We start from the raw sequence: 16,287 nt of genomic DNA, 5'->3' as shown, positions 1-16,287 counted from the left end.
GTCAGCCCGATTTTCCGTAGCGCAGGCCATCAATCATCAGATCCAACATGCGATAGGTGTGCTGCATGCCTTCATGATGTTCGGGATCGTCACCCGCATTGCCGCCTGCTGTGCCCCCTGATGTGCTTCCGGCACTGGCAAGGTTGCCAATGGCGCGCAGCAGATCATAGGCATCAATATCCGATCGGGCTTCGCCAGCCTTGGCCGCCGCAGAAAGCAGGTTTTGCAGGGCCGGTTCAAAGTTGCTGCGGAAGTAATCGGGCAGGGCATCAAAGGCCGGATCGCCCGAATGAAGGGCCGAGGCCAATCCCTTTTTCGTGACGATAAACCGGCAATAGCGCCTGAGCCAGCGCGACAGGGCCTCGCCCGGCGGGTGGTCCTTGGCCAGTGTTTTGGCATCGGCCGCACAGGCGTCAACTTCGCGCTTGAAGACGGCAACGACAAGGTCGCTTCGTTTGGGAAAACGGCGATAGAGCGTGCCGACCCCAACCCCGGCGGTTTTGGCAATTTCGCGCACCGGCGCATCAACGCCCGAAGTGGCAAAAACCGTCTTGGCGGCTTCAAGCACCGCGTCTTCATTGCGGGCGGCGTCAGCGCGGATGCGTTTTTTTTTGCTGGTGTTTTCTTCCTGCATTGCCTTGTTTTTCCACAATAAGCCAGCGTGATCGCACGCGGACAGAGTCCGGGTGTTGAAATTCATGCTTGATAAACGGAACATTGTTCCGTATTTGAATTAGCAACAGGAACGTCGTTCCGTTTGTTGGTTTATAGGTGAAATCGACGGTTTCGCCAAGCAAAACAAGGATGCTTTTCATGAACAATCTGATCACCAGTGCCCGCCATATTCCGGTTCGGGATGCGGTGCCGACCCTTTCGATCTGTCCGGTAACTTTGCCGGTTGCTGATCGGCCGCAGCCGATTGAAATGCGGATTACCCTGCCTGCGGAGGGCGATCATTTTCCGATCATCCTGCTGTCGCACGGGCATGGGCCATCGCTTTATATTCCGTCGATGAATGGCTATGGCCCGCTGGTACAGTTTTATGCCGAGCAGGGCTTTGCCGTGATCCAGCCGACCCACGGCAATTCGAAAGTTGCCGGGTTTGGACCGGATGCACCGGGCGCACCGTTTTTCTGGCGGTCGCGGGTCGACGACTTCAAGCATATCATTGACCATTTATCCGACATCGAAGCCATCCACCCGATCCTTGACGGGCGACTTGACCATGACCGGATTGCGGCAGTCGGGCATTCGCTTGGCGGACAAACGGTGGGAATGTTACTTGGCGCGCGGTTGACCGATACCGCCGATCCGGACGCGCAGGACGTCAACCTTCTGGAGCCGCGCATCAAGGTCGGTGTGTTGCTGGCAGCCCCGGGCAATGGCGGGGATAGCCTTAGCGAGCATGCGCGCGCGAACTATACCGCCCTTAACCCCGACTTTTCCCATATGACGACACGCACCCTTGTCGTGGCGGGGGATGAAGACGACAACCCGCACCTGACCACGCGCGGGGCGGCATGGCACACCGACCCGTTCCATTGCAGCCCGGGCGGTGATTATTTGCTGACCCTTAAAGGCGGCAAGCACGGGCTGGGTGGTATTGCAGGCTACGATGCCAAGGAAGCCGATGACGAAGATCCCGATCGCCTTGCCGTGACCCAGCGGATGAGTGCGGCCTATCTGCGCAGCGCATTTGATGAAAATGACCCGGCATGGGCCAAAGCGTGCGATGCGCTGGCAACCCATGGCGCGGAACTGGCCCATGTGACGGGCAAGTAAAGTTCGACATGCTTTGCGGGCCATGGTGGTCGGCGGCGTCAGCAGTGGGGTGCTGTGCAGATTGCAGTTGCCCGCAATCGGGCGTAACGTGATGACCGTCCTGAACAACGTCCCTGAACATCATGGCCCAAAGCGAACTTGAAAAAATGCAGGCCGGTGACTGGTATTCCTGCCTTGATCCGGAACTCACCGTGATGCGCCATCGCGCCCTTGAGGCGTGTCATGAGCACAGCGTGCTCTATCCCGCAGAGCGCGGCAATATCGGGCCGAAACTGCGCGCGTTGTTCGCATCATGCGCAGAAGACGTGCGGATCGAGGCGCGGTTTCATTGTGCCTATGGGGTGAATATCCACTTGGCCTCCGACGTGTTTTTAAATGTTGGCTGCGTGATCCTGGATACAGCACCGGTCAAGATCGGGCGGCATTCGATGCTGGGCCCGAATGTGCAGATTTACTGTGCCGATCATCATCGCGATCCGGAGCTTCGCAAACAGCATCTTGAAATCGCCCTGCCGGTGACGATTGGCGACAATGTCTGGATCGGTGGCGGGGCGATTATCCTGCCGGGGATCAGCATCGGTGATGATGCGATCATTGGCGCCGGCGCCGTGGTGACGCGCGATGTGGCGGCGGGGGCCACCGTTGTCGGAAACCCTGCCAAGCCGACTGCACGCTAAGGACTGTATCCCCAGTAAAAAAAGAGGCAACCGGCCAGGGGTGGACGCGGTTGCCTTGAGTTGGGACAAACCTTAATTCAGGATGTCACAGGGAAGCTAAAGGTCGTAAAGTCCGGTCAGGAAATATCATCCGTTGCCGGGTGGCGTTTGCGGCCCGTGATCATGGCGCGGACCAGATTTTCGTGATGGCGGATGCTGGCGAGCAATACGCCGCCAACATGCAGCAGCACCAGGAACAGAAGGCCGTTTGCAAGCGCCTCGTGGGTTTCTTCCACCCATTCCGATCCCCAGAACATGGTGGTGGTGTACATCCAGCCCGTCAGCGCGCAACCGGCCATGGCGAGCATCAGGGCGATGATCATCGCCGCCCCGGCCGGGTTATGGCCGAGATAACGGGGTTCCGTGCCACGCAGGATATCGCCAAGATATTTAAGCGTTGCGGTGGGGCTTTTGATGAATTGGGTGAAGCGGGCATATCTTGTGCCGATCAGGCCCCAGATCAGGCGCAGCGCAATCAGGCCGCCCGCGGCATAGCCCGCCCAGTGATGCAGGCTGTCCCATTCATCGGCCGTGATCCAGGCGATGATGAAACTTGCCGCCAGGCCCCAGTGGAACAGGCGGACAAACGGGTCCCATACTTTGACAGACATGACGCGTGCTCCTGACTGTTGAATGCGTTTTCAGATGGCCGGTTCGGAGAGGTGGCTTTGACCGATGACATCCGTGCAGGCAGGCACGGGGCCGGGGGACAGACTTTCGGTCAAAGCCGCACTCAGCCGAGGGAGGCGCGATTAAAATCAGTCGTCTTCCTTGACGAGCTCAAAAGTTGCCGGGTTGAAATAGGCTTCGATCTTTTTGCCATCGGCCTTGACGGCGTAAACTTCGTAGCAGCCTTCATCTTCCTTGATCTTGCGGACGTCCCAGCCCTCGGCGGTCAGTTTTTCCTTGAGCGCATCCATGCTCTGCCATTCGGATTTCGGCACGTTGCAATAATCGTCACTGGCCTGTGCGACATTCGCACTCAGGCCAAGGGAGGCGGTGGCAAGAAGCGTGGTCGCAAACAGGCCAAAGGCGGCTTTCTTCAAAACAGTGTTTTTCATGGCTCGGTTCCTTCATAAGATAGGGGATATGTCATGATCGGTGCGGAGTATGGCGTGCTTCCCTGACAACAACCTGAACCCGATATTTTTCGACGTTCAGCACATTGTCAGGAAACGCCCTTAACCAAGGGCGATTGTGCGGAGCTTTGCTGTGAGGTTGGGGTGCGTATTCTTCTGGTCGAAGACGAATTGATGTTGGCAGACGCGGTGCGCGATCATTTGCTGGCAAGCGGCGAGGCGGTTGATCACAGCGCAAGTGTGGTCGATGCCGAGATCATGCTACGCGGGACCAACTATGATGTGTTGCTGCTGGATCTGAACCTGCCCGATGGCAAGGGGCTTGATCTGCTGCGGGGTCTTCGCCGCCAAGGATCGGCCACACCGTGCATTATCCTGACCGCCCAGGATCAGATTTCAGACCGGATCGAGGGGCTTAATGCCGGGGCGGATGACTATCTGGTCAAGCCGTTTGATCTCAATGAGTTATCGGCGCGTTTGGCCGCCGTGTCGCGGCGCTATAGCGGCAATCCCAATCCGTTTGTGGAACTGGAGGGCGGGGTCGAGGTCGACCTTGCCGGGCGGTCGGTTTTGCGCGATGGCGAACATATCGATCTGACATCGCGCGAATGGGCGCTGTTTGATCAGATGGTCAAACGGCCGGGGCAGACATTATCGAAACGTCAGCTTGAAGAAGCGCTTTATGAATTTGGGGCCGAGATCGAAAGCAACACGGTCGAGGTATATGTCAGCCGGTTGCGCCGCAAGCTTGGCAAAGACGTGATCAAGACCGTGCGCGGTGTCGGCTATCGGGTAGAGGGATAAGCAACGCCATGGGCAAAAATCCCAACAGAAGTTTACAAGCGATCCTGACCCGGCGATTGACGCTTACGGTTGGGGTGTTCTGGCTGGCGGGCTCGGTCCTAGCGGCGATGACGATGTATCATGAAATGCAGGAAGCGTTTGATAACAGCCTTGTCACCACGGCCTATCGCTATGCCCCGCTGATTGATGAGTACCTTAAGGATCATAAGGGTGGCAGCCCGCAAGAAGTCCTGCCTAGCCCGGCCATGGGGGAGATCCTGACCGATGATCACGGCGATGGTGACGGGGACGAGGAGCTTGGCGAAGACTACCTGATGTATCATGTGCGCGATGGCGCCGGGCGGCTTTTGCTGCGGTCGTTCAACGCCGAGGAAGAACCGTTTGAAGCCCCGCTGGTTGAGGGGTTTTATAACGAGGAAGATTTCCGCATTTACAGTGCGGTCCTGATGGGCGGGCAGCGGGTGATCCAGGTGGCAGAGCCGCTTGAGCACCGCCGCGAGGCACTGATGGAAAGTGTTCTCGCCCAGTTCCTGCCGATTGCGCTTTTGATTCCGGTGGTGATCATTCAATTGATTGTCGTGCTGCGCGGCGGGTTGAAACCGATTAAACGCGTGCGTGACGAAATCGAGGAACGTGGCGAAGGCAATCTGCAACCGCTTGAGCAGGACGAAGCCCCTGAAGAAATCAGCACCATTGTAACGGCGGTCAACCGACTGATGGCGAAGCTTGAGGCGGCACTCAGTGTCGAGCGCAGCTTTACCGCCAATAGTGCGCATGAATTGCGCACCCCGATTGCCGTGGCGCTGGCGCAAACGCAAAGGCTTTTGGCGGAACTGCCCGAAGGTCACGCGGCCCGCAAACGTGCGGTCCAGACGGAAGAGGCGCTTAAACGCCTGTCGCGGCTTTCAGAAAAGCTTTTGCAGTTGGCACGCGCGGAATCAAGCGGCGGCTTTAGCCCGACGGGGCATAATCAGGATCTTGGCCCGACCTTGCAACTTGTCATCGAAGACCTCAGGCGGGCCGGGATGGAAGGCGCGCATATCCGCTTTGAACCTGACAATCTGGCGACATTATCGGCCAATATTGACCTTGATGCCTTTGCGATTTGCATGCGCAACCTGATTGAAAATGCCCTGAAATATGGTGGCGATGAAGAACCCGTCGATATCCGCGTGATCGAGGGGCACATCGTGCAGGTCGCAAATGGTGGCGCGCCGGTCAGCCCGGATGAACTTGATCAACTGACCACCCGGTTCAAAAGATCGAGCAACAAGGCCGATGGTTCGGGCCTTGGGTTGGCGATTGTCGAGGCGATTGCGCGCAATACCAAGGCGGAGCTCAAGCTTTATTCCCCGCGCCCGGATTATACGGACGGGTTTATGGCCGAGCTTCGTTTGCATCAGAGCTAAGCGGACAAACAGCCCCCATAAAACGTCTGACCAGCAATTCAGCCCCGGAAAACCGGGTTGAAGATTTGCGATTATGTCACGGGGTTACCGTTTTATGTTTTGAAATCGAAACGTCATAAATGGCAGTTTTCCGCCATTGTAAACGTTTCAAATGTTCATAAAACGGAAACACAAGTGTTATCGAAGTGACTTCTTCGTTGGGTATGGTTTGGCCCGTCGAAGGAGTTTTGTTGCAGATGACACCCAAACCCACCATGCGCACAGTCGCCGCCAAGGCCGGCGTTTCAATCGCAACCGTATCACGGGTGATCAATTGCCCTGATGAGGTTCCGACTGAGACGGTTGAGCGCGTGCGTGCGGCCATGGCGTATCTGAAATATCGGCCAAACATGAATGGCCGACGCCTTAAAATGGCGCAGACGCGGTCTGTCGGGGTTTTGGTGCCAACCATGGCCAACCCGGTTTTTGCAACATCGGTCCAGGGGATCGAGCAGGCCGCCCATGAAGATGGCCTGACCGTTCTTTTGACGTCATCGGAATACGACCCCGAACGCGAATTGGGTGCTGTTTCGACATTGCTCAATAACCGGGTGGACGGGTTGATCCTGACACTGGCCAATGCCGATGATAATCGCGTAATCGATCTTTTGATCAGTGAAAACATCCCGTTCGTGTTGCTGTTTAACCAGCCAAGCCGAACCGATGTGGCGTCCATCAGTGTCGATAACGCCAAGTCGGCCTATGACATCACGCAGGCGATGATTGCAAAGGGGCATCGCAAGCTTGCGATGGTGGCCGGCCATTTTGAAAGTTCGGACCGTTCGCGCCAGCGTTATGACGGGTTCTGTCAGGCCATTAGCGACGCAAACCAACAGGACGGAGCGGCGATGGCGGCCCCGCGCCTGTGTCAGGTCGGGTTTGGCGAGACCGATCTTGAGGGCATCCTTGAAAGTTTTCTGACCGGGCCGGATGCGGTCACGGGTCTTGTCTGTTCGACTGACATGCTGGCGATTGCGGCAATCAGCGCATGCCGCACCTATGGGCTTTCGGTCCCGGGGGATGTGTCAGTCGGGGGCATTGACGGAATTGCGGTGGGTGGGCTGATCACACCGAAACTGTGTTCGGCCGTTCAACCCACCCAGAAGATGGGCCAGCAGGCGCTTGCATTCCTGCTGGGCCTGATACGGGGGCAGACAGAACCGCAAAGTTTGCTTTTGCCCCATCAACTTAGCACGGGTGAGTCGATCGGACCCGCCCGGCATCAGTCATCACCCCGATTATAGGGAGATCAAAAGTGCGTTTCAAACAACTTGTCATGGGTGTGAGCCTTGCGGTTGCTGCCACGGCGGCACAGCCTGCCTTCGCTGATGAAGCAGCGATTTGCTATAACTGCCCGCCGGAATGGGCTGACTGGGGCGGACAGCTCAAGAATATTTCGAAAGATCTGGGCATTGATGTCCCGCAGGATAACAAAAACTCGGGCCAGACCCTGTCGCAGCTTTTGGCGGAAAAAGAAAACCCGGTTGCCGATGTTGCCTATTACGGTGTGTCGTTTGGCATCAAGGCCAACGAAGCCGGTGTTGTTCAGAACTACAAGCCGACCAATTTCGATGCGATCCCGGATGGTCTGAAAGACCCGAACGGCGCATGGTTTGCGATCCATTCCGGCACGATTGGCCTGTTTGTCAATGTTGACGCGCTTGACGGCGCGCCGGTCCCGCAAAGCTGGAATGACCTTTTGAAGCCGGAATATGCGGGCATGGTCGGGTATCTTGACCCATCAAGCGCCTTTGTCGGCTATGCCGGTGCGGTTGCGATCAACCGTGCGATGGGTGGATCACTTGATGATTTCACGCCGGGTATCGAGTTCTTCAAGAAGCTGAAGGAAAATGATCCGATCGTGCCGAAACAGACCGCCTATGCACGAGTTCTGTCGGGCGAAATTCCGATCCTGCTTGATTATGATTTCAACGCCTATCGCGCGAAATACAAGGACAGTGCGAATGTTGAATTCGTTATCCCGTCCGAGGGCACGGTTACGGTGCCGTATGTCATGAGCCTGGTTGCCAACAACCCGCATGGCGAGAACGGCAAGAAGGTTCTGGATTACGTGATGTCGGACAAAGGCCAGTCCCATTGGGCAAATGCCTTCCTGCGTCCGGTGATCCCGAGTGCAATGTCGCCAGAAGCGGCATCCAAGTTCCTGCCGGAAGCCGACTATGCCCGTTCCCAGCCGGTTGATTACGCCAAGATGGCAACCGTACAGACCGGGTTCTCTGACCGTTATCTGGCCGAGGTACGTTAAGGTGTCGATGGACCTTGATTTGAAGGAGGGGCGTTCGCGCCCTTCCTTGCTTTCATCCTTTTTAACCCCGCGCGCAGCGGCTGCAAGCCCGGCGATCCTGACGGTCTTGCTGATCCCGGGGCTTGTGATTGTTGCGGCGTTCTTTTTGATCCCGCTTGCGCGTGTTGCGGTCGAAGTCGGCAACGGGCCGGAGGGCTGGGGGACGTATCTTCTGATCCTGACCAATACGCGCTATCTGGAAAGTCTGATCCAGACGCTTGCGATGTCGGCAGGCGTTACGATGATGGCGTTGGTCCTGTGTGCGGTTGTCGGGCTGTTCTTGGTGCGCAACAGATTTGCCGGGCGCAGCATTTTGATCGGGACGTTGACCTTGCCGCTGTCCTTTCCGGGCACGGTGGTTGGCTTCATGGTGATCATGCTGGCCGGACGCCAAGGTGTGATTGGCGGGCTGACGGATGCGGCCTTTGGGTCCAAACTGGTCTTTGCCTATGACATTGCCGGTCTTTTTATCGGCTATCTGTATTTTTCGATCCCGCGCGTGATCTTGGCGGTGATGGCATCTGCCGAGAAGCTTGACCTGCAGCTTGAAGAAGCGGCGCGGTCGCTTGGTGCGTCGCGGTTTCGTGTGATTTGCGACGTGATTTTACCCGGCCTCATGCCCGGCCTGATTTCATCAGGGGCCATTTGCTTTGCAACGGCGATGGGCGCGTTTGGCACGGCCTTTACGCTGGCGACCGATATCGATGTGTTGCCAATGGTGATCTATACCGAGTTTACCCGGAACGCCAATATTCCGGTAGCCGCGGCGCTCAGCATTGTTTTGGGCCTGATCACCTGGGCGTGCCTGGCTGCGGTGCGCAGCTTTACCGGCGAGGGTAAAAGCCTGCCGGTGCGTGGAGGGGCATGATATGCGACGCACAGGTATCTTTTACGCGCAGCTTGGCCTGACCATTTTGCTGTGTCTTTTTATCGTGGTGCCGATCGTGATGTCGGCGCTTGCCGGGGTGACGGTCAATGTGTTTCAGGGATTGTCTTCGGGCCTGACGCTGCGCTGGATATTCGAGGTCTGGGACCTTTATGCATCAAGCATCTTTTTGTCATTGTGGCTGGCGATTGCGTGTCTGTTCGTCACCCTGATTGCCGGTGTGCCGTTGGCTTATGTTCTGGTGCGCAAGCCCGGCCGTGCCACCCGGTTGTTTGAAGAATTGCTGACACTGCCGGTGTCGATCCCGGGTCTGGCCTTGGCGCTCGCACTTTTGATTACCTATGGCGGGGTCAGTGGATATCGATCCAGTTGGCTTTTCATCCTGACCGGGCATGTGTTGTTTACCCTGCCATTCATGGTGCGATCTGTCGCAGCCGTGATGTCGGCGATGGATATGAAAACCCTTGAAGAAGGGGCGGCAAGCCTTGGTGCCGGGTTCTGGCGGCGGTTTTTCACGGTCATCGTGCCCAATGCCAAGCCGGGCATTCTGGCCGGTGCATTGATGGTGGTCACGCTTTCGGTCGGGGAGTTCAACCTGACCTGGATGTTGCATACGCCGCTGACCAAAACGCTGCCGGTCGGGCTTGCGGATGCTTATGCCTCCATGCGCCTTGAGATCGGCAGTGCCTATACCCTGATTTTCTTTGTACTGATCATGCCGTTGCTGATTGCCATGCAAATACTGGCAAACCGGGGCAGCAAGCCCGCACGCGCGACGGCGGAGGATAAATAATGACCACTTCCCAAAAACAGGCAGCGCAGGCGCAAGACGCCGGTACTGCGATTACGCTGACAAACTGTGCCAAGACTTTTGCCGATGGCACGCGCGCGCTGATGCCATTTGATCTGTCGATCACGGCGGGCGAGACGCTGGTTTTGCTTGGTCCATCGGGCTGTGGCAAAACCACGATCCTGCGCATGATCGCCGGGCTGGAATTCCCCGATGCGGGTGGTTCAATTCATTTCGGCGACGACGATGTGACCCGCCAGTCTATTGAGCAACGTCGGGTCGGCATGGTGTTTCAGTCCTATGCGCTGTTCCCGAACATGACAGTTGCGGAAAACGTGGCCTATGGCCTTAAGGTGCAAAAGGTTGGCAAGGCCGAACGCGATCAGCGCGTGCGCGAGATGCTTGAAATGATGCATATCGACATGCTGGCCGATCGCCGGGTTGATCAGCTTTCCGGTGGGCAGCGCCAGCGTGTGGCACTTGCACGCGCCATTGCGCCGCGCCCGCGTGTTTTGCTGCTCGACGAGCCGTTGACCGCCCTTGATGCCAAGCTGCGCGTGCGGTTAAGGACCGAGATCAACGCGCTTTTACGCAAGCTTGGCATTACGGCGATTTACGTCACCCATGATCAGGAAGAAGCCATGGCACTGGGCGACCGGATTGTTGTGATGCAAAAGGGTGAAATCGCGCAGATTGGGACACCTCAGGAAATCTATCGTGCGCCGAAAACCCCGTTTGTGGCCGACTTCGTCGGGGCGAGTAATTGCCTGAAGGTTGATATCGAAAACGGGCGGGCGTTGTTGGGCCGTGTTGATGTTGATGTGTCGCGTGCATGGAACGCCAACCCCGCCACAGATGGCCTGTCGGAGATCTATTTCCGGGCAGATGGGCTTATGCTGTGTACGCCCGATGATGCGCATTTCACGGCAACCGTCGAGGCGTTATCGTATCTTGGGGAAAAGATGCGCGTGACGGTGGCCGGGATCGGCGATGATGCGGTGATGGTAGATACCGACCCGGACAGCGTGGTGACGTTGGGCGAAAAGGTGCATTGCCGGTTGGTGCCCGAACGTTTGACCGTGTTTGCGGCGAACTGAGTTCCCAAATTCCAAGAAGAATAAAATCGAGATACGAGAGAATTAAGAGCATGCTTATTGCGCAACTAACCGATTTGCATATCTGTGCCGGACGTCGTCTGGCCTATCGCAAGGTGGATACAGCAACGGCCCTTGAACGGGCGGTGAAACGCGTCAACACCATGGTGCCAAGACCTGACATGGTTTTGTTTACCGGAGATATTGGTGATCTGGGAACACCCGAAGAATACGCGCTGGTGCAAGACATCCTGCGCGACCTTGACGTGCCGTTTTACATGATCCCGGGCAACCATGATCAGCGTGCGCCATTGCGCGCGGCCTTTGCGGATGCCATGCCCATCGAGGAAGGGGTGGCGTTCATCAATTATGTGATTGATGCCGGACCGGTCAGGCTGATCGCGCTTGATAGCCTTGATGAAGGTCGGCCGGAGGGCAAATTGTGTTCAGCCCGATTGGACTGGCTAGAGCGCACGCTGCATGACGGTGATGACAGGCCTTGTGTCTTGTTTGTCCATCACCCGCCGGTCGCGGTCGGGATCAAGCACATGGATGATCAGCGACTGTTAAGCGGGGCAGAGACATTTGCCCAGATCGTGCTGGCGCATAAAGACCGCATTCAGGCTATCATGTGTGGCCATTTGCACCGTCCGATCCATACACGGTGGGCAGGCGTGCCGTTGATTGTTGCGCCATCCATTGCCCATCAGGTCGCGCTGGATTTGCGCGATGACGGACCGTCGGCCTTTACGATGGAACCGCCCGCGATGCATTTGCACCGTTGGGACGAAAAGCAGCAATGCCTTCTGACCCATCTGGCCTATGTCGACCGATATGACGGGCCACATCCGTTCTTTGATGAGAATGGCAAGCTGATTGTTTGAGGATGCCGGGTTGGCCTGCTTGCTGACCTCAACCGCTATTCGGTAATCAATTTTTGTCGCTAGCTTGACAATAGATTTGTCTGAAGTACTTGAGGAATGATACTATATGTTGAATGCGGAATTTTAGTTATATTTTAGGTTGTTCAATGCTTTGTGGTTTTTCTCACAACTTTCCAAGCCAAACCGCTCAGCTACTAGACAGAGCAAGGGGCTTAAGTAGACAATTTCGTGAAGAGACCATAACAGACCTGTTGATGGGAGGGATCATCGCATCACATTCTGTTGGTCAGATTTTAGTAGACTTCCCAAATGAGACAGCCACTGGCGCGGATATGAAATGGGTTTTTGCGAATCTTGGATCTGGCAATTGTTTTACGATTTTAATTCAAGCAAAGAAGCTATACCTTCTTCCAGATAAGAGTTGGCGTGATTCCTACTATCGCGAGTTGTTTTATGTCCCGCGGAAAACCGGGGAAGCACAGGCCGTTACTCTGTACAAGAGTGCACTGAAATATAACTCATCAGCATACCCAATGTATTTGTTTTATAATCATCTTACTGCTTGCCAAGGTGCTCGGAACTCTGGAGTTGATTCTGTCTCTGGCGTGAACGCGATGAACGGCGTTGCTGCTTATATCTTAGAGCGGTTGTCACACAGTGTTAGCCCAAAAGTGAAGTTGAAGCGCTTGGGCAAACTACATAAGTTATTCTATAAGCTGCCAGACATACTTTGCTTGGGAAAGTTACGTCATGTTGGGCCGTTCTCCTTGTTTCCCGGAGAGCTAGCGTCTGGCCCGTTTTACTTGCGAGGTAAACGGATGTTTGTTCCAGAAGTTCCCACACCTGAAGAGGTTGTTAGTCAACTTAGCGCCTCAATATTTCAAGACAACAGCTATACGAATTTAAGTAATATATTTCCCGAATTTGCAGATCAGATTGCATTGGAAAATTTGGGAAAAGATTACTTTACTCCCGCAGTTGGTCCTATTCCAGACGACATCCACTCCCTGATAAAGGGAGATGCTTACAATTCGCGAGATGCTCGCCGCAGCATAGTTTTTGTTTCTAATCCGACAGGCTAAGTTATTTACCAACTCCAACCTTTATGGCGAGTTTGCGAAGCGGGCCGATGCGGTTAATCGCGGTGAGGCCGGCATAGCGCAGGTCGCGGAGTGTTTTGGGTTCGAACATTGACGCACGGTTAAGCAGATCAATGCCGCCGACCCGCATGACGGTTTTTGGCAGCTGGCGACGTTCATAGGATTTCAGAAGCGGGGTCGCGCCGATATCCTCCCCATGGAGTTTGGCCTTGGCCATCAGTTCGGCCAAGGTTTCGATGTCATGCAGGCTCATGTTAAGCCCCTGTGCGCCGATTGGTGGGACGACATGGGCGGATTCTGCTATCAAGGCAAGGCGGGCGGCAATCAGGCGCGAGGGCACTTGCGAGATCATTGGCCAGACGGCGCGCGGGCTTGCGACGGTCAGCGGGCCAAACAGGTTCATGGTGTCGTGGGTGATTTCGGCTGACAAAGCCTCGTCACTCATGGCGTTGAGTTCATCGGCACGGGCCGCCGGGACCATCCAGACGACGGACGAGCAGGGCTTGCCTTCAAGGTCGGGCATGGGGACGAGTGTCAGCGGACCGCCGGTGCGGTGAATTTCGGTCGAGATGTTGTCATGCGGTTTGTTATGGGTGACGACAAACACCAAAGCACTTTGATCATAGGCCCAGCGTTTGTGTTTGATCCCGGCCATGTCCCGCAAAGACGAGTTGCGACCATCAGCGGCAATGACGACTTTGGCCCGCACGGTCTGGCCATCCGAAAGGGTTACTTCGCCAAAGCGCGAGGTGCCTTTAAACGCCGCCACGGTGGTGGAAAAGCGGAAATCGACATTATCAAGTTCCGCCAAGCGCGCCATCAGGGCGACACGGGCGGCCTTGTTCGAGACGTTCCAGCCAAAGAAGCCGTTTTTGGTTTCAGCGCCATCAAAGTCGGCGGTTTCGCGCGGGGTGCGTTCAGTACCCCCGGCATCAACAATCCGCATCACGCGCAGTTCCGCCCCGGTCGGTTTGATGGCATCCCAGACGCCAGCTTTTTTAAGCGTCTCAATACCCGGCTCAAGGAAGGCGGTGGTGCGCAAATCCGTGCCTTCGCCGATGTCAGAGGGGGCCGGGTCGACAATCACGATCTGATGGCCATCGGCGGCAAAACGCGCTGCGGCACTCATTCCGGCGATCCCGCCGCCTGCAATCAGAATATCGGTTTCGATCATGACTGTTTATCCCATTCTCTGGCCGGACATAGTGCGCACATCTGTGCGGCCAAGACCGGCAAATCGTTGCGGGCAATGTGCCCTGTTGGGTCACTATACGCAACGATTTTGCCATCCGTTTTGATCCAGATTACGGCAAGGCGATTTTGGCGGGGGACGATAAGGCGGGCGCGGGGATTGCCCCATAAGGAAAATTGGGCCATTTTGGGAGCGCCTTCCGCCGCCACCCCAAAAACAAGGAATAAGATCATGCTCGCCTGGGTATATCTGTTTATTGCGATCAGTCTTGAAGTGATCGGGACGATATCGCTTAAATTCTCGGATGGATTTACCGATTGGCGTTTTACGGTTCTCAGCCTTGGCGTCTATGGCCTGAGCTTCTGGTTTTTGTCGATGACGCTTCGCATCATTCCGGTCGGAACCGCCTATGCTGTGTGGGCCGGGCTTGGCACGGCATCGGTCGCCCTGATTGGCTGGTTGTTCCTGAAGGAACCGATGACCGCGGTTAAGGCGGTATTGTTGCTGATGATCATTGGCGGGGTGGTTGGCCTCAAGACCATCAGCACGGAAAGTTAATATCGTTAACTTTGGGCCGTCAGTGCAGTGGCACACGCCTTGATGTCCTGTTCGATATCAAGGTGTTTCGGGGCCCAGCCCAATTCACGCATGGCCTTGGTGCTGCCGAGATGTTGATGATGAGCAAGCCCGTCTGCCCAATCCCCATAACGGGCCATCGCGGTTTGTGTGCTGATCGTTTCAAACTGGCAGTTTTCAATGGCGAAATGTCTGGCGATCAGCTTGGCAACAGCAGCGTTTGAAACACCGTTGATCGCAACCCCGATATAGCTGGAACCGGGTTTGGCATTGGTCAGTGCACGGTAATAAAGATCGGCCAGATCATCGGTGTGGACCATCGGTTGATCAATATGGTCGCCGCCAACAATGGTAATCACCTTGTTGCTTTGGGCAGATGTGATGGCGCGTTCAAACAGACCGGTATGCCCATGGCGGCCGGTGGCATAGACACATCCCGGATGAATGATGATGCCGTGCAGTTTTTTATCGCCAAGAATGCGGTTCAATCCGGCAATCATCCAGTCAAATGCCGGTAAAGTGGCAAAGGGCAGTGTTTCGTCACCGATCTGTCCCGGTTTGGTTTGCGGGTAGCTCCAAACGCCACCGGTATAGAGGAAGCGCACCATGCCTGGCATGCGATGGAGGGCCGGGATCAGGTGATCGAGCAGATTGGCATCAATGCGTGGCATTTGATCGGAAAAATCGCAGGCCGTATGGATGACGGCATCAACATCGGGCAGGTCGTTGACCCACGCGACCGGGTTGGTGATATCGCCCCGGATTGGCGTTGCACCGAGGTCGGCCAGCATTTTGTGGCTGGTGCGTGATCGGGCAAGTGCCAGGACATCATGTTGATGACGGATCAGTTTTTCAACGATGGCCGATCCGATCAGGCCGGTTCCGCCGGTGACAAAGACGCGCATTCTATTTCCCCAAATGGATGTGATGCGATCCTTGTCCGACCTCAACCGGGGTTGAGGTCAAGGCGATTTTAGAGCCACATTGGAATGATCGAGGCGATCAGAAGCGCGCCAAGCGCGACATTGACTGTGCGCCATTGCCAATCCGATGTGAGTAACAGCGACAGGCTTAAGCCCAGTGCGCACCAAAGCGCCATCGACAAAAGACCGGAAAAGGCAAAGGCACTGCCCAGAATAATCGCAAGTTCGGTCGGGTCCTGTGCGATGGCAGAAAAGGATGCCGCCGCGCCGATGGTGACAGCCCAGCCTTTAGGGTTCAGCCACAGCAGGCCAAAGGCGCCAAGAAACGGGATCGGTTTGCTGTCTGTCGGGGTGTCCTGATCAATGTTGCGCGCAATCGTCGAGGTGGGTGGTGGCGGGGCCATGGCAATTTTGAAAGCCAGCCACACCAGATAGCTGGTGCCGATCAGTTTGGTGATGAGCTCAATTGCCGGAAAGGCGCGCAGCAAATTCGCCAGCCCAAGCGCGCCCGCGGCTGCGAGTGTCAGCATGCCGATTGAAATACCCATGATGAACGGCACCGAACGGCGAAAGCCGAACTGCGCACCTGATGCGGTGGCAAGCGTCGTTGCCCCGCCGGGCGACAGAGCCGCGGCCAGGGTAAAGGATAAAACGGGCAGCAGTGTTTCGATCATTCTATCGTCCTGTGGTGGCGCTTTGCCCAGGCGG

At 56.1% G+C, this 16,287-nt stretch carries 19 protein-coding genes; 12 read left to right on the top strand and 7 right to left on the bottom strand.

Annotated elements, in window-relative coordinates; all coding sequences use genetic code 11:
- Position 1 precedes the first annotated feature (1 nt).
- Positions 2 to 634: a TetR/AcrR family transcriptional regulator gene (locus IT893_RS10860; protein ID WP_197145176.1), complete on the bottom strand. Its 633-nt coding sequence runs from the start codon at positions 632 to 634 to the stop codon at positions 2 to 4.
- Entirely contained in the window at positions 591 to 815 is a 225-nt protein-coding gene (locus IT893_RS10855) for a hypothetical protein (protein ID WP_197145175.1), read from the bottom strand. The genes IT893_RS10860 and IT893_RS10855 overlap by 44 nt, the downstream gene beginning before the upstream one ends.
- On the opposite strand from IT893_RS10855, the gene IT893_RS10850 reads away from it, so the two are divergent.
- Both IT893_RS10850 and IT893_RS10845 read left to right on the top strand, forming a co-directional pair.
- Positions 814 to 1,782, top strand: a complete 969-nt coding sequence (locus IT893_RS10850; RefSeq protein WP_197145174.1) for a chlorophyllase — start codon at positions 814 to 816, stop codon at positions 1,780 to 1,782. The genes IT893_RS10855 and IT893_RS10850 overlap by 2 nt on opposite strands.
- 122 nt (positions 1,783 to 1,904) lie before the next feature.
- Positions 1,905 to 2,459, top strand: a complete 555-nt coding sequence (locus tag IT893_RS10845) for a sugar O-acetyltransferase (protein ID WP_197145173.1) — start codon at positions 1,905 to 1,907, stop codon at positions 2,457 to 2,459.
- Positions 2,460 to 2,575: 116 nt separating this feature from the next.
- Here the strand turns inward: IT893_RS10845 and IT893_RS10840 are convergent, their stop codons facing one another.
- Both IT893_RS10840 and IT893_RS10835 read right to left on the bottom strand, forming a co-directional pair.
- Positions 2,576 to 3,109 carry a cytochrome b/b6 domain-containing protein gene (locus tag IT893_RS10840; protein ID WP_197145172.1) on the bottom strand — a complete coding sequence of 178 codons (534 nt, stop codon included), beginning with the start codon at positions 3,107 to 3,109 and terminating at the stop codon, positions 2,576 to 2,578.
- 147 nt (positions 3,110 to 3,256) lie between these two features.
- Positions 3,257 to 3,559 (bottom strand): PepSY domain-containing protein, encoded by a 303-nt coding sequence (locus IT893_RS10835; RefSeq protein ID WP_197145171.1) that lies wholly within the window; start codon positions 3,557 to 3,559, stop codon positions 3,257 to 3,259.
- A 162-nt stretch (positions 3,560 to 3,721) separates the two neighbouring features.
- Here IT893_RS10835 and IT893_RS10830 point away from each other — a divergent pair, with 162 nt between their 5' ends.
- The 9 genes from IT893_RS10830 (at position 3,722) to IT893_RS10790 (ending at position 12,870) form a co-directional block, all read left to right on the top strand.
- Positions 3,722 to 4,381 (top strand): response regulator transcription factor, encoded by a 660-nt coding sequence (locus IT893_RS10830; protein ID WP_197145170.1) that lies wholly within the window; start codon positions 3,722 to 3,724, stop codon positions 4,379 to 4,381.
- 8 nt (positions 4,382 to 4,389) lie between these two features.
- The gene (locus IT893_RS10825; protein WP_197145169.1) at positions 4,390 to 5,790 is read left to right on the top strand and encodes an ATP-binding protein; all 1,401 of its coding nucleotides are present in this window, start codon (positions 4,390 to 4,392) and stop codon (positions 5,788 to 5,790) included.
- Between the two features lie 236 nt (positions 5,791 to 6,026).
- Complete coding sequence (locus tag IT893_RS10820) at positions 6,027 to 7,073, top strand: LacI family DNA-binding transcriptional regulator (RefSeq protein WP_197145168.1); 1,047 nt, start codon at positions 6,027 to 6,029, stop codon at positions 7,071 to 7,073.
- An 11-nt stretch (positions 7,074 to 7,084) separates the two neighbouring features.
- On the top strand, positions 7,085 to 8,095 hold the full coding sequence (locus tag IT893_RS10815; protein ID WP_232310744.1) for an ABC transporter substrate-binding protein: 1,011 nt from the start codon (positions 7,085 to 7,087) through the stop codon (positions 8,093 to 8,095).
- Positions 8,096 to 8,102: 7 nt separating this feature from the next.
- Positions 8,103 to 9,002 carry an ABC transporter permease gene (locus tag IT893_RS10810; protein WP_197147695.1) on the top strand — a complete coding sequence of 300 codons (900 nt, stop codon included), beginning with the start codon at positions 8,103 to 8,105 and terminating at the stop codon, positions 9,000 to 9,002.
- A gap of 1 nt (position 9,003) precedes the next feature.
- Positions 9,004 to 9,813 (top strand): ABC transporter permease, encoded by an 810-nt coding sequence (locus tag IT893_RS10805; RefSeq protein WP_197145167.1) that lies wholly within the window; start codon positions 9,004 to 9,006, stop codon positions 9,811 to 9,813.
- A complete protein-coding gene (locus IT893_RS10800) occupies positions 9,813 to 10,907 on the top strand; it encodes an ABC transporter ATP-binding protein (protein ID WP_197145166.1) in 1,095 nt (364 codons plus the stop codon). Before IT893_RS10805 ends, IT893_RS10800 begins: the two co-directional genes overlap by 1 nt.
- Before the next feature lie 50 nt (positions 10,908 to 10,957).
- On the top strand, positions 10,958 to 11,788 hold the full coding sequence (locus tag IT893_RS10795) for a phosphodiesterase (RefSeq protein WP_197145165.1): 831 nt from the start codon (positions 10,958 to 10,960) through the stop codon (positions 11,786 to 11,788).
- Between the two features lie 113 nt (positions 11,789 to 11,901).
- The gene (locus tag IT893_RS10790) at positions 11,902 to 12,870 is read left to right on the top strand and encodes a DUF6615 family protein (RefSeq protein ID WP_197145164.1); all 969 of its coding nucleotides are present in this window, start codon (positions 11,902 to 11,904) and stop codon (positions 12,868 to 12,870) included.
- Position 12,871: 1 nt separating this feature from the next.
- On the opposite strand, the gene IT893_RS10785 is transcribed toward IT893_RS10790, so the two are convergent.
- A complete protein-coding gene (locus tag IT893_RS10785) occupies positions 12,872 to 14,062 on the bottom strand; it encodes an FAD-dependent oxidoreductase (RefSeq protein WP_197145163.1) in 1,191 nt (396 codons plus the stop codon).
- Positions 14,063 to 14,311: 249 nt separating this feature from the next.
- On the opposite strand from IT893_RS10785, the gene IT893_RS10780 reads away from it, so the two are divergent.
- The gene (locus tag IT893_RS10780; RefSeq protein ID WP_062957772.1) at positions 14,312 to 14,638 is read left to right on the top strand and encodes a multidrug efflux SMR transporter; all 327 of its coding nucleotides are present in this window, start codon (positions 14,312 to 14,314) and stop codon (positions 14,636 to 14,638) included.
- Positions 14,639 to 14,643: 5 nt separating this feature from the next.
- On the opposite strand, the gene IT893_RS10775 is transcribed toward IT893_RS10780, so the two are convergent.
- Entirely contained in the window at positions 14,644 to 15,561 is a 918-nt protein-coding gene (locus IT893_RS10775) for an NAD-dependent epimerase/dehydratase family protein (protein ID WP_197145162.1), read from the bottom strand.
- Positions 15,562 to 15,629: 68 nt separating this feature from the next.
- Complete coding sequence (locus IT893_RS10770; RefSeq protein ID WP_197145161.1) at positions 15,630 to 16,253, bottom strand: LysE family translocator; 624 nt, start codon at positions 16,251 to 16,253, stop codon at positions 15,630 to 15,632.
- Positions 16,254 to 16,287 lie beyond the last annotated feature (34 nt).

This window comes from Thalassospira sp. A40-3 (assembly GCF_015871485.1).
Lineage (GTDB): Bacteria > Pseudomonadota > Alphaproteobacteria > Rhodospirillales > Thalassospiraceae > Thalassospira > Thalassospira tepidiphila.
Note: the sequence above shows the minus strand (reverse complement) of the source record. Positions and strands in the feature narration are given on the sequence as shown.

What these genes read in the sequence shown, in the direction of transcription:
- IT893_RS10860 (WP_197145176.1), bottom strand. Translation starts at nt 634, where the DNA reads ATGCAGGAAGAAAACACCAGCAAAAAAAAACGCATCCGCGCTGACGCC.
- IT893_RS10850 (WP_197145174.1), top strand. Translation starts at nt 814, where the DNA reads ATGAACAATCTGATCACCAGTGCCCGCCATATTCCGGTTCGGGATGCG.
- IT893_RS10855 (WP_197145175.1), bottom strand. Translation starts at nt 815, where the DNA reads ATGAAAAGCATCCTTGTTTTGCTTGGCGAAACCGTCGATTTCACCTAT.
- IT893_RS10845 (WP_197145173.1), top strand. Translation starts at nt 1,905, where the DNA reads ATGGCCCAAAGCGAACTTGAAAAAATGCAGGCCGGTGACTGGTATTCC.
- IT893_RS10840 (WP_197145172.1), bottom strand. Translation starts at nt 3,109, where the DNA reads ATGTCTGTCAAAGTATGGGACCCGTTTGTCCGCCTGTTCCACTGGGGC.
- IT893_RS10835 (WP_197145171.1), bottom strand. Translation starts at nt 3,559, where the DNA reads ATGAAAAACACTGTTTTGAAGAAAGCCGCCTTTGGCCTGTTTGCGACC.
- IT893_RS10825 (WP_197145169.1), top strand. Translation starts at nt 4,390, where the DNA reads ATGGGCAAAAATCCCAACAGAAGTTTACAAGCGATCCTGACCCGGCGA.
- IT893_RS10820 (WP_197145168.1), top strand. Translation starts at nt 6,027, where the DNA reads ATGACACCCAAACCCACCATGCGCACAGTCGCCGCCAAGGCCGGCGTT.
- IT893_RS10810 (WP_197147695.1), top strand. Translation starts at nt 8,103, where the DNA reads ATGGACCTTGATTTGAAGGAGGGGCGTTCGCGCCCTTCCTTGCTTTCA.
- IT893_RS10805 (WP_197145167.1), top strand. Translation starts at nt 9,004, where the DNA reads ATGCGACGCACAGGTATCTTTTACGCGCAGCTTGGCCTGACCATTTTG.
- IT893_RS10800 (WP_197145166.1), top strand. Translation starts at nt 9,813, where the DNA reads ATGACCACTTCCCAAAAACAGGCAGCGCAGGCGCAAGACGCCGGTACT.
- IT893_RS10795 (WP_197145165.1), top strand. Translation starts at nt 10,958, where the DNA reads ATGCTTATTGCGCAACTAACCGATTTGCATATCTGTGCCGGACGTCGT.
- IT893_RS10790 (WP_197145164.1), top strand. Translation starts at nt 11,902, where the DNA reads ATGCGGAATTTTAGTTATATTTTAGGTTGTTCAATGCTTTGTGGTTTT.
- IT893_RS10785 (WP_197145163.1), bottom strand. Translation starts at nt 14,062, where the DNA reads ATGATCGAAACCGATATTCTGATTGCAGGCGGCGGGATCGCCGGAATG.
- IT893_RS10780 (WP_062957772.1), top strand. Translation starts at nt 14,312, where the DNA reads ATGCTCGCCTGGGTATATCTGTTTATTGCGATCAGTCTTGAAGTGATC.
- IT893_RS10775 (WP_197145162.1), bottom strand. Translation starts at nt 15,561, where the DNA reads ATGCGCGTCTTTGTCACCGGCGGAACCGGCCTGATCGGATCGGCCATC.
- IT893_RS10770 (WP_197145161.1), bottom strand. Translation starts at nt 16,253, where the DNA reads ATGATCGAAACACTGCTGCCCGTTTTATCCTTTACCCTGGCCGCGGCT.